The 13,443-nt window shown below is 48.9% G+C and carries 6 protein-coding genes; all 6 read right to left on the reverse strand.

Going from position 1 to position 13,443, the window contains the following annotated elements; translation table 11 throughout:
* Positions 1-5: 5 nt before the first annotated feature.
* A complete protein-coding gene (locus tag HUU10_02280; GenBank protein ID NUQ80412.1) occupies positions 6-3,662 on the reverse strand; it encodes a hypothetical protein in 3,657 nt (1,218 codons plus the stop codon).
* A gap of 12 nt (positions 3,663-3,674) precedes the next feature.
* Positions 3,675-4,712, reverse strand: a complete 1,038-nt coding sequence (locus tag HUU10_02285) for a PorV/PorQ family protein (GenBank protein ID NUQ80413.1) — start codon at positions 4,710-4,712, stop codon at positions 3,675-3,677.
* A gap of 20 nt (positions 4,713-4,732) precedes the next feature.
* Positions 4,733-7,675, reverse strand: coding sequence for a carboxypeptidase-like regulatory domain-containing protein (locus HUU10_02290; GenBank protein ID NUQ80414.1), 2,943 nt, complete (start codon positions 7,673-7,675; stop codon positions 4,733-4,735).
* Between the two features lie 69 nt (positions 7,676-7,744).
* On the reverse strand, positions 7,745-10,690 hold the full coding sequence (locus HUU10_02295) for a T9SS type A sorting domain-containing protein (GenBank protein ID NUQ80415.1): 2,946 nt from the start codon (positions 10,688-10,690) through the stop codon (positions 7,745-7,747).
* Between the two features lie 221 nt (positions 10,691-10,911).
* Complete coding sequence (locus HUU10_02300; protein ID NUQ80416.1) at positions 10,912-12,357, reverse strand: AGE family epimerase/isomerase; 1,446 nt, start codon at positions 12,355-12,357, stop codon at positions 10,912-10,914.
* Positions 12,342-13,439: an SGNH/GDSL hydrolase family protein gene (locus HUU10_02305; protein ID NUQ80417.1), complete on the reverse strand. Its 1,098-nt coding sequence runs from the start codon at positions 13,437-13,439 to the stop codon at positions 12,342-12,344. The genes HUU10_02300 and HUU10_02305 overlap by 16 nt, the downstream gene beginning before the upstream one ends.
* Positions 13,440-13,443: the final 4 nt, after the last annotated feature.

Raw genomic sequence — 13,443 nt, forward strand, 5'->3', positions numbered from 1 at the left:
GGTCCTTATTTGATTACAATCATCCGTCCGATGTGATTTCCAACGCCTGGCGCTTCGACATGGTAGATGTAAACACCGTAGGCGACTTCCATGTTATCTTTTGAACGAAGGTCCCATGGTTCCGATCCGTCAGAGGCAGGTGCATCGTGCTCAAGAACCCGCACCAGATTTCCATCGACTGTAAAAATCCGGATGGTACATTTTTTCGGCAGGTTCGTGAATTCCACTTTCCGCTCTCCCCTTCCGGTGCCGGTTGCACTCGGGTGTTCCCAGATTGCAGTCACCACATAGGGATTGGGAACAACCCTGATATTTTTCATGGCCGCCTTGGCCGCCTTGTTATTCACACTTTCGGCTCTTACGGTAAATTCATACCGGCTTAATTTGTAAAACGGATTGTCGGGGTACAGACTGATGTTGTCACCCTCTCCAAGGATTCGTCCATAAATCTTGTTAAAAAGCGTGTCGTTGTTCGATACGTTCAGTAACTGATTGGTAATGACCGTGCGTCCATCACTGAGTTCCTCGAAGAAAATAATCCGGTCTTTGGCACTGAAAAATCCGGCAGGTGCAATTTTAGGCTGAACGTTGGCATTCTCGGTGAAGGCAAACTTCAGTTCTTCACCTGTCTGCTTATCATAAACCTTAAAGTTTACCGGACGGCCAGGCAGCGGAATAGAACCGGTGCCCGTTGCCAGCGGAACCCGGATGGCACTTGAGGTATCTACCAACTGGTTGTAAAACCGGATTTCATACTGCCGCGGATACGGGGTTCCTTTTTTAAATCCACCCTGATCATATTGAGTAAACCTCAGTATATAAGCAGAATCGGCAGGATTTACATTGTTTCCCCATTTCACCCCTTTAAAAATGCCTTCATCCGGGTTGTTGTAAACGCCGGGCATGGGGTTTCTGACCACCACTTCGAGTCCGAGATCATTCATCAGTTTCGAGAAGGTGTGTGGATCCCCATCACGGTCATCATACAGGTTTCTTACAACAATGCTGTCTCCGATCCGATCGACCAGATAAACGGTATCGGTCTTCGATGCCTGCGAAACATTTTTCAACCAGAAGCCCGAGGTTTCTGTCGGGAAAAATTCATCCAGATCCAGGTCATCCAGCACGCCATCCTTGTCATTATCCAATTTATCATTGGACGGATCGAGGAATCCGATTTCATACCGGTCGCCATCACGGATTTTCGCCGGATCGATGATATTAATTCCTACCACACCCGCTGTTTTCAGTTCGCCAACCGGCCGCGGATTGATGTCAAAACCTGCCGATTCGAAACCTGCTGAAGGAGCGGTCGGCGTAACAGCCACCACATTCTGGCTGTAAGAAATTTCACCTGCCTGATTACGTGCGATATAGATCACGCATTCTGATGGTCCGATATTTTTTTCGATATCGCCGGTATCATATGCGGTCAGGCCATAGAAATACTGCACACCATTCTGCACATCGGTATCGACGTAGCGGTGTTCCAGTCCGGTTTCACTTCCCAGATTGAATTGAACGCCGGTACCACCTGTTTGTGGGAAGAAGCCGAAAACGCTATCCACTTTATCCCAGATTGCAATGGGGACATTGTATCGTGAAATGCCATATCCATCGGTAATGTCTCCATCCTCATTAAACTCGACCCAGGAGGATTTATAGAGTTTGTACCCTTCAAAATCATATGTTTTCAGAAACCGGTCATAGCTTGCTTCGGCCTCTTCATCCCAATAAAGCGTCACTTTTTTATCACCGGCTACAGCCGAAAGCGTTGGTTGAAGCGGAGCCACTGCGAAGTTGTAATTTGAGTTATAGATTTCCTGAACGGTCCGTTTATTCCGGATAATATCAAACTCATCGACACCGAACAGGAGCGCGACCGAGAAAAACTCTTCACGACCGGCTTTCAGCGGGAAATACCCCGAGGAAAACACATAATCATGGTCGGCCACCACTGTGGTTTTAAAATCGAAGAATCCGGGATTGGAATAAGCCCACATCTGATCATCGTTGCTGTAGGTCAGTGCGCCATAGACATAGAATTTGAAGCTGGTCAGACCAATCTGATCTGATTCATCTACATCGACCCGATCGATATTGGGTTCACCCGGCAGGTCATTATTACCAGGAGTCGGGCGTCCGTCTCCTTCGCCTTCATCACCAGTTCCCACTTTTCCATCCAGACCCACATCATCAAAGCGGATATCCCAATCTCCATCGTTGTCGATTCCATCATCACGACGTTCGTCAATCATGCGGTTATTCAATCCGGAACCGGTGAAATAATCAATGGCCAGGTAATCCCGCTTATTGTAATCGGAACGGATATACAGAAAGTATTCCACCGAGTCCTTGATGTCGGGATCATACACCTTGGCTCCATCGCTTTCATCGATCAGACCATTCAGGTTATCATCCACCCCGTTTCTCGGAATTTCAATCAGCATCTGGTTGGGCATTTTCTTGTGGGTGATTCCACCGAATTTGAACTCAACGCCAGCCATCGGCATGGTGGTAAGTGTGCGTGGGTAGGCCGGGTTGTTGTAATTAATGGTGACGATCTGCTGACCGATCCGGTATGTTTTTGCAAAATCACCAACTGAAATTACTTTTCCGGTGCCTCCACCCGGTTTGGTCGGATCTATTCCATCGCCATCGTTATCGATTCCATCGAGACCATTACCCGGACTTTCGAGGAAAGCAAACCCCACATACGGAACGGGCGTATATCCGCCGGCCCCACGATTGTCGATGTCATAATTGACTGCCAGGCCTTCTTCGCGGTAGAACAAGGCTGCATCATCTGAATTCTCGTTTCCTCCGCCACCACCGATGAGGGCTCCGCTGGAGGCTCCAACGTTCTCGCCGAAAACAGTTCGGTCAAGGTTTCTTTGAGAAATATTCTGAATTCTGAATAGCCAGAACACCACATCTTCTGCATCAGGATTGGCCCATTGCAATCCACGGATGCTCATTTTCAGGCCGAGTCCACCCCGCCCCGGTTCTGACGGAATCGGCAATGGAAGATTGAGACCCTTGAGCCGTTTTTTATACACGTAATCATCGACAACGAAATAACTTTCCTCGTCTGCGTTATACTGATCTTTACCAAAATAACCGTTCCATTTTCCGGCCCAGCCGGCATCAACCCCGTCAGAGGTTTTATCGGGCCAGAAGGCGGGCCATGTGAATGGCTGATTGCTCATGGCAACTGCGCGGTTTACATTTTTCGCTTTTTGTGTAAGATTCAGATACCCAGGCAGGGGTTCAAATCCCAGAAAACGGCCCAGGGAATCGGATGAAAACACCGAAGGATCCCATCCTTCACCAAAGATGGCCGGTGTCAGATATTTAAAAACCGAGTCACCGGTCGTAGCATCGATGTGCGAAAAGACTCTGACTTCGGACATCACAAACTGTGAGGTATTACCCAGCTGAATCTGACCGGTACCAATGGGCCATTCACCCGGGTACGTTTCAGAGGCATCGCCCCGGACCGATCCCAGGCGGCCATTGTTGTGAATGGTCACACGGACTTTATTTCCCTGGTGAATATTTTTCGCCCGGTTGAGTGCATCACCATAGGTCGACTGTGCTGCAACAGTCACAGGAAGGAACAGGGCAATCAGGCAGGCAGAATAGAGTAATGACTTTTTCATGGTATTCACAGATTAAAAGGTTAGCACCAGGGTAAACTGATTCTGGCGGTCGAGATATCCAAAATCGACATTTGCATAATCGAGCCTCATGCCGATTCCCATCAGGTTATAACTGAAGCCAATTCCCAGCCCCAGCCCCCCTTCTTCATCGGGATCGAACATCCGGTTGTAACCAGCACGAAGCGCCACCATGTCACTGATCGTAACTTCCGATCCCAGATTGACATGCTCATAATCATCATTCGGGTGAACTGCATCGGCAGCCACCACCCATTTAACAGCTTTCGACTCTGTGATAAACGAGGTCAGGTCCGATGAAACTCCTACCCGGAACAAGACCGGGAGCGGAAATTTTTCAGCCGCAAGGAATCCGATAATGGACGGATTGTTTCCGTTGTGTCCCGGATTGATATCATGCTGAATGCGCATATCACGTCCACTCATCTGCATATCTGGTCCGAAATGGCTGATGGACATCCCCAACCGGAACCGGTCGTTCAGAGTGGTATATGTAAGTCCGACATCACCGGCGACGGATGAAGCATACGAATGCCAGAGTGTTTCTCTGATATATTTCAGACTTCCCCCGATTGCAAACCGGTCGGTGAGAGCGCTTGCCCAGGTGGCACCAACAGCCAATGAACTGGCCGATACCTTCTCACCGGTTCCCCCCGGGAGTGACACCGTTGTTCTTTCGATATCGGGCATTCCCAGATAGGTTACGGAAAGTCCAAGCACTCCCAATCCTTCAATCGGAATGGCCACGGCATCATATTCCATATATAAATCGGCCACATAGTCATAATGACTCACAACCGCCTGAATCTTTTCTGTGTAGGCGATGGTTGCCGGATTCCAGAACAATCCTGCCGGATCGTTTGCCAGAGAAACCATGGCCTGCCCCATGGCATTGGACCGGGCATCAACACCGATTTTCAGAAATGGCGCAGCGGTGGTTCCCGCGCGGGTGATGGATTGGGCCTGAACCGGTTGAGAGACAACAAGGCCGGTGGCTGCGACGATCAGTAAGGCATTCAGTATCGTTTTCATAATTTCTTTCTCCCGTTCCGTCAGATCAGCGAAAACCGGATACCAATCTGCACAAACCGTGGGGCCGAGTAACGGCCAGGAGTTGCAGTGTTGTCGCGGATTGTTGATAATTCTTCCAGCCGGGTTCTTTTCTGGAAATTGTCGAGTGTTTCATCGGGAAGGCCGGTATCATTATACACCGCCGTGGCATTCCGGGTATCGAGCAGGTTGGTGACATCGATGAAATATTCCATGGACCATGCATTCATTTTCACTGACTTTGACAACCGCAGATCCAGATTAAATGTCCAGGGTCTTCTTTCGCTGTTTTCAACGATATTCTGAATACCCCCACCCACTTCTTCATTCGATGCAATCCGGGGTGTATAGGGAAAACCAGATGCCAGTTTTCCGATCAGAGTACCTGTCCATCCCTCTCTGGTGTAACTGGCCAGGGTGTTGATGGAATGGGTCTGATCCCAGTTGAGTGTAATCAGTTCAAGACGTTTGGGACGGTTGCTCAGCTGATCGTAATAGGCCTGGGTAACATCAGAGGAGGTTCCCTTTGCTTCCTGATAGGTATAGTCGACGCTGTAATAGAAATCTTCAATTGACTGGTTGGCTGCCAGCGTGATTCCCTTTGCACTGGCGTGGTCCTTGTTCTCGTATTTGTAATAAGTGACACCGGCTGCATACGTGTCGATGGCAGGACCAACCCCGATCCAGTCACTGATATCGCGGTAGAAACCGGTCACAGCCAGATCGAGCGAACCAAACAGTCGTTGCTTGAGTCCCAGTTCATACATAATGGTTTTCTCAGGATTCAGGTTGGCATTTCCAACCAGGTTTTGAGTACCCGATCCGCTGATCCAGAAATTCGGATTTTCGTAGAGGTACCTGAATTCCGGGTTCTGGAAAAAGTGTCCGTAAGAAAAGTGCACAACTGCTTCGGCCGTAACCGGGAAGGAGATTCCGAGACGCGGACTGATCTGATATTTCACATCGGCATCTTTATACCAGAATTTTTCACGCTCGGCCACAGAATATTCGGTCTGACCCGATTCGGGCAGGTTCGGATCATAATTTTTATACTTGTTGGTTGCCAGAAACGGACGGTAAATCTGCGGATCTTTCGGATCGGAGAGCACCCGACCATCCGAGTCAAAGTAATCGAACCGGAGTCCGACGTTGATGATCAATTCCTCATACTCAATTTTATCCTGAATGTATGCCGCCACTTCGATCGGATTGGCATCATATCTTGCCATCGTTGGACTCGATTCGGTAAGTTCTTCGATATCCTGGTCATCGTTGAAATAAACCGAGTAGTAATAGTTATTCAGCTTGTTATGATAGGTGAGGGACACCCCTGTTTTCATCATGTTGTATTTATCGACCTGGCTGGTCAGATCTAGGCGTGTGCCCACATAAGCTGATTGGGTCGAAGCCCGTCCGAGGTCATTTCCATGCACCTGAAAATCATTGTCGATATACTGGACTGCAGAACTGCCAAATCCGGTCAGCCAACTGACCCACTTTCCGGCATCGTTGGGGGTGTACCGGTAATCCATCGGGTCTTCGTACAGATAGCTTTTATGATTGGAGGAGTAGTAATTGGCTTTCAGATCCACGAAAGTCTCGGTGGAAATCACATACTGAGCAGAAACAATATGAGTGAACCGGTCGGTGAAGTAATTTCTTCCGCCATCCGGAACAAACCGGCTTCCACCGCCATAGGAATGATCGCTGTTATAAAACAGTGAATAGCTGGCATCGAACACAGGTGAATCCCAGAACAACTTGGTTTGAGTTGACCAGCCTTTATACCAGTTCAGCGGAACCAATTCTCCATCGGGTTCATCGTATTTTTTATCCGCATTTCTGAACGGACGTACCAAGCCCCATGGCATAAAATACCGGAATCCCATTTCATAGCCGGGCCGGTTCTGATAGCGGCCTGCTGCAAAAAAGGACAGGTTCTTATGGATAAAATCCAGTGGGCCGGATGAATTGAGCTGTAAATCCCAGGTCTGGAACGGATTGTATGAATTCAGATAATTTTCATACGTCATCCAGGGTTTATTTCCCGCAGCAGCGGCTTCACGTGCAGCCTGCGGAGAGGAAAGGCCGTGTTTCGAAAAATCATATCTCATATCACCGCCAAACCGGGTATACCAATAAATGGACTCGGCCCAGTCGCGGTTATTCATAATTCTGTAAAGGTCATTATCGAAGGAGACGTGGTCGCCCAGATAGGCGGTTCCGGAAAGGGAAAATTTATCGCCTCCGTTTTTGGTCACAATATTGACCACGCCGGAAAGAGCTTGTCCATACTCGGCGTTAAAGGTTCCGGTAATGGCTTTCAGTTCGGCAATGGACTGATCATCGATACTGATACCGGCATTGGCCCGATCGAGTGGATTCTGAACCACCACGCCATCGACCATGTAACTGATTTCGGTGGAACGACCACCACGAATATGCAGATTTCCGCCCGAATCGCGGGTAATGCCCGCCTGGGTGCTCAGCATCGAGCTGAGATCACGTGCAGGAAGGTCTGCAATCAGATCCGATTGAAACGTTCTTTCCGAACTGGTCAGGTCTTTCTGAACGACCCGGTCGGCGGTAATGACAATGTCATATCCCAGTTCTACATCCTGCTCGTTCAGTTCGACATCCAGTTTCGTGGTTAAATCGACCTGAATACGTACTTTCTCGACCACCTTGGTGGTAAATCCCACGCTGGAGATCCGGATTGTATACAGTCCGGGAGAAATATTCAGAATAAAAAATTCACCATCCACATCGGTGGCGGCCCCTTTCTCGGTTCCGACAATAAAAACACTTGCACCGATCAGTGGTTCTTTGGTGGCCGCATTGAAAACCTTTCCGGAAAGCTTTCCGGTGGTACCGGCCATGAGGAACCCCGGCAGGAACAGAAGACCCGTCAGGATCAGAGTTGAGAATAAGGATTGGAGCCGCATAGGATTAAATACTTAGAGTGGAAAAAGGAGGCGATCCGGCCATTTGACCGGACCGCCCATCGGGTAAGGTTATTTCAGAAGCATCATTTTAATGGTTTTCGAGAAAGAGCCAGCCTCGATGCGTGCAAAGTACACACCGCTGGTCAGGCCATTTCCGTTAAACTCATAGACGTGATTTCCGGCAGCAACACCAGTCTTCACAAACGAAGTCACTTCACGACCGGTTACATCATAAATTTTCAGGCTGACATCGGAGGTCCTGGCCAGACTGAACATAATGCGGGTAGCCGGGTTGAACGGATTCGGATAGTTCTGCATCAGATCAAACCGGGTGGGTGAGGTTGCAACATCATCCACACCAACGCCACCTTCGCCAACCACTTCAATCAGACCAAAAGTAGCAGGGCGTTTCCAGTGTTCATCGAGAGAAATGATTTCGTTCTGGCTGAAGTAGTCCCATCCACCAAACTGAGCCATCAGGGTACGGGCATCGTCACCAAAGGATGGATCCATGTCGTTGCCATCGATCCGTAATGGCATGACCATTCCGGGTTTCACTTCAATACCACCTTCTGCAGGTGCAAATTTGGCCAGTTCGATACGACCTTCGATGATGTAACCATCGCCGGAAAACTTCTCGAATACGGCTGCTTCCAGACCAGGAACAACGGCGTCATCTCCACCATCCAGTGCAGTTGTGGCACGTGAGGTAAACCCGATCCGCCAGTCACCGGCCGTTTTCGGGCTGCTCTTGCCATGAAGTTCTTTCAGACCATTCACATCATAGAATCCGAAGTAAAACTCGAGCGCATCTCCCTGCCAGGCCTGTGTTGTTTGCGGAGCGCGAACGAGGTCATCATCGGTCACGTCAGCTGAAATGTACAGGTACTCTTTGTCGATGACAAAAGTCACCTTGTAGGAAATGTCAATCGATTCCGGAGTCCAGCCGGCCGATTGTCCGCCATTGGCAGATTCAGGAGTCAGCTGATATTCTTTGTAATCGACAAATTCGTCATCCAATCCATCCAGGCTGAATTTGGCAGCAAAGGTGGTGTCATAGGTAACCTTCAGGGTCTTGCTGGTTTCGATTTCGACAGGACCGAATTTACTTTCAGAAGTGACTTCGGTTTCGGCAGATCCATCGAAGGCTGTGACGGCATAATACAGGGATTTGGTATCACCATTGGTTGACCACGGACGATGAGCCCAGACCTGCGATCCGTGCGGAATGCCGCGAGCAATGTTCTGAACAGCAGGATCATTGATATCTGCAATCGGTGACTCACTTACGTAGACATTGTAAGTTTCGGTACCGAGGGTATTATCAACCCAATCCAGACGGACATATTCAAAAGCACTTCCCGGTGCGGTAGAGACCTGAACACTGCCCTGAATAGCAGGAGAAACCACGGCGCCAACCGGTTTAGGAATGTCGTACAGGGTGAGGTTGTCATAATAAATGGCTCCGACCCAGTTCACATCATCTCCATAACGGAACTGGAATCCGAAATTGCCATTCTTTGTGGTATCAAATACGGCAGAATCGACCAGAGCAGTCAGATCAATTTTCATGGTTGACCATTTACCGCGAACGATGGTGGTGTCATTAATCAGGAACGGTGTTTCATTCCAACTCCAGCCCACTGCATCACCCGTCACCACAAAGCCGATTTGTCCACCCAGAGGTGCATCTGCAGGTACCCATACATCGATAGAGATGGCCGTGGCGGTTTTCTGTGCTTCGATGGAATAGATCGAAAGACCTTCGCGTGCCACGTATACTTTTTTATCGGAAGTTACTTTTGAAAAATCAGTACCAATTTCAAGAACACCTTCACTGCGGTCAGACGGATCGTTTACACGTTTGATCGTGGTACCAACGGTACTCCAGCTGGCCATGATAAAGTTCTGTGCACCGCCGGCAATGGCTTCGAAATCGGCCACGACGAATTTGTCACCAGTTTCAATACCGGCAAATCCGACGTTATCGAAGTAAAAGGTCCCATTCCAGGATTTATCAGATTCATCCCAGTTGGCAATCTGAACACCCGTTTTACCAAGCTTGGCATTTTCATGATCAAAGTTGGCATCTTTTGCCTTTTGAGCAGCCAGATCATAATAGATCGGGAACCATACTTCTTTTTTAATCTGGTAGGCATAGACCAACTGCTCGGTCCATGACCAGTGAGAATCATCCTGTGCCCAGAGGCCAAACTGAATGGAATCGGGTGTATCGGCAGGCAGCCAGATCCAGTAAACCAGCAGATTATTTCCTTTGGAAACGATGTTATCTACCTGGATAACCCCTTTGTCATTGCTCTTGTAATTGACTGCAAGAACACCAGCTGAATTTCCGCTCGGGTCGGCCACTTTGGTTACGCTTCCAAGTCCGGTTCCCCAGCCATTGTCGGCATATCCATCGGTTCCTTCTTCGAAATCGGCAAAAACGGAAGGTTCCACACCAACCAGACTCAGGTTATCAATGTAAATGTTCCCGGCCCAGTTCTTATCGGATACGTTCCAGTTGGCTACTTCAATTCCCATTTTTCCCAATTTGTTTCCATGGTGGTTGAACGACCCGCCTGTGTTCAGGAATTGTTGTTCCATGAAAAAGCTGATCGGATACCATTTATCCCGTGGAATACCGGTGGTTGTGTATAATTTTTCATTCCAGGACCAGTTCTGATCATCCTGGGCCCACAATTTAAGGTCGAGGCTGTCGGGAGTCCCGGTTGGAAGCCATACCCAGAAAGTGAAAGCCTGTGCATCATTCACTTCGACGTTGTCTTTCTGAATCGCCCCTTTTACACCCGATCCACCACCAGCAAAGGAAAGCTGAAGAACGCCGGAACTGTTTCCCGACGGATCGGCGACCCGGCTTACGCTGGTAAACCCTGATCCCCAGCCATTGTCTGCAAAGCCATTGGCATCCGATTCAAAATCGGAAATGACCTGCGCAAATCCGGCAGACGCTGCAAGCAGCATTCCGGCCAGAAGTAGCAATTGTTTTCTCATCTGTTTTCTCCCGTTTGTTGTTTAGGAAAGTCGTTGATTGCCTTGTTCTAAAATCCCCGTGTGAACGGTTTTTTTATCACAGTTGTCATATGATATCACAAACAATGCCAAACTTTTAAAACCGTGTTTCTGCTGGCCAAAAGCCTTGTTTAAGGTGTTTAACATCTGCTTTTCTGATTTTGTATTTATCATAGCGATAAAGTTTATCAAAAAGATAAAGATCAGGCGTTGCTGCCGATGCTTACCAGTTCCGAACGGTTTTTTACTTGTGTCCAATGATTAATTAATGAACGGAGCGAGGACTGATGCTCCAGAATTCCCGGATTTTCTCTCACCACCTCATACTCTGGTCTGGCAAGAATCCCAAGAAGGTTGCTGAGTGCCCGGCCGGTGTGGTAGGTGCACTTCCAGATGTGAGATTTAGGTCCGGTGACAAAATGAGGTTCTTTATCGATTCCGCCTTCGAACCAATCTCCCTTCACCGGATCGAGCACATACCGGGTCACATAGTCCCATTGTTTCAGGAACGTTTCTGCATAGACGGGCTCTTCAGGGAAAATTTCCGACATGATCAGAAGGATGTTGAGGGCTTCTGCCTGGGCCCACCAGTTTTTGGTTGACTTCAGAATGACCATCTGACCATCGATATATTGCCCACCGTCATAGAAACCGCCGGTTTCATGATCGAATCCGTTTAAAATTGAGTGATCAACCATTTTTTTGGCGGTCCACAGGGTTTTATCATCCTGATAGAGCCCCAGAACATGCGAAGCTTCGAGCAGAAGAAAAGCCGTTTCATAGTCGTGGCCGAAGGAAATGTGATCGAGCCGGTAATCGGTTGCAGAATAGCCCGATCTTTTGGTGATTCGTCTGACGGGATTCCATTGACGGTCAAAAAACAGGTTCAGATAGCCCTTTTCGGTGGTCATCCGGTCACGGATAAGAAGCAGCATGGTGGTCAGTCGTGAGCGCAGAACCGGGTGGTTCCAATGCGGCAATAATTCGGTAAACGCTTCAAGCAGGTGAATGCTCGAATTCTGGTCTTTAAATCCTACCTCTGGTTCATCGGTGGCGTGTGACCGGTAAACCGAATTCTGGTCAAAAACCTGTCCATCGCGCTGATAAAACTGAAAATATCCGCCAAACTCATCATCCCATCCCTTTGATTCGAGCCACCGGAACGATTCCTGTGCCAATTGTAAAACCTCAGGATTCCGGGTCTGGCTGTATAATGCAGCCAGTCCGTAAATCGCAAAAGCATTGCCGTAGGCCCGTTTTTCATCCATCCAGCCTTCACAATCAGAAAGCCCGCCATCTGCAGAACGGGCCTGGAAAAATCCGCCATAACGTTGGTCCCACATGAAATTTTTCATAAACGGGAATCCATGAGCGGCCATCTGAAGAAATTGATGACGCTGCTTAAACAAGCCCGACATCCGGGAGAGGGTCCAGATGTGACGTGCCTGAGACACCACCATTTTGTCCTGAACGGGAGGGAGAGTCCAGTCGGCAGTCACATTGGTATAATAGCCACCTGACCGGTTGTCAATCACCAATGGATACCACCGGTTCAGAATGCCTTCTGTAAGCGCTTTATAAATATCCTGATACAATGAGTCACTGTATACCGACTTAAAAGTTGCCATATTGATTACCAATTCATCCATTTTCTGATTTCAGGGGTCAGTTCAGCAGCCATCAACCGGTGATCCCGTACATCGGGATGGCCATCACAACCACGATCGTACCGGCGGCTCCATCTGAACAGCCGGGTGTTTCCGGTCTGGTCTCCCGAGGCCAATACCTGGAGCCAACGGTCGAGCGTTTCCAGTTTTTTTCCCTGCAGAACCGGACTGGAAGTCAGCAGCACCTTAGCACCCGGATTGTTTTTTCTGAGCTTGTAAAGGAAGGACCTGAAAGAATTCACAAATACCGAAGAATCGGGAGCCGGTCGGGCCACCGCCTGATCTCCATCTGAAAAGTCGTTTGTTCCCAGACCAATTACATACAGATCCGGATTCCAGCCATTCAGATCCCAGGGGCGGGCATATGGATCCAGATTCATAAATACACTGTAGTAGACAGCGGGCATGACCGGACCCGGAGAGTTCCAGTTGCGGGTCACTCCGATACCAGATACCGAGGATAGCATCCATTGTGCACTTAACTGACGGGAGGCCAACGGACCAAAGGCATTCCAGGCATGATGCTGGTCGAACCATTGGGCTTTTTTACACGGAACGGGTTCTGAAAGCATTCCCATTCCACTGGTAATTGAATTACCGATGAACTCGATTTTCCGGCTTGGCAGAGCACCATAGTCTCCGATCTGATCCGCCGAAAAATTCACCAGAATCACCCTTCCATTTTGTCCCTCGGTATCCTTGCAAAGAACAAGTGAATGGGAGCCAGGCAGCAGACTATCCGCCAGAATATAGGTCAGCTTTCCCGGTTCAGTCCGGAAACGCCGGACCAATTCGTTATCGACCACCACCGAGAAATAGTTGTATGAAGAGCCGTAAAGGAATTCATCATGAATTTCCGCGCGGATCTGTTTTCCTGTGAATTGAAGAAAAAAGGACACACCCGAGGCGGCAAATTCCACCGTTCCATCGGGAAGACTGACCATGCGCCCCATTTTCTGAATTCGCGGATCTCCCGCCAGAATGGTCACCTGCGTGGCATTTGCCATACTGGTGATCAGCAGCAGAAACAGAAAACATCCTACCCAACTCTTCCCTCTGTTCATGGTT

This window comes from Bacteroidota bacterium, from assembly GCA_013360915.1.
GTDB lineage: Bacteria > Bacteroidota > JABWAT01 > JABWAT01 > JABWAT01 > JABWAT01.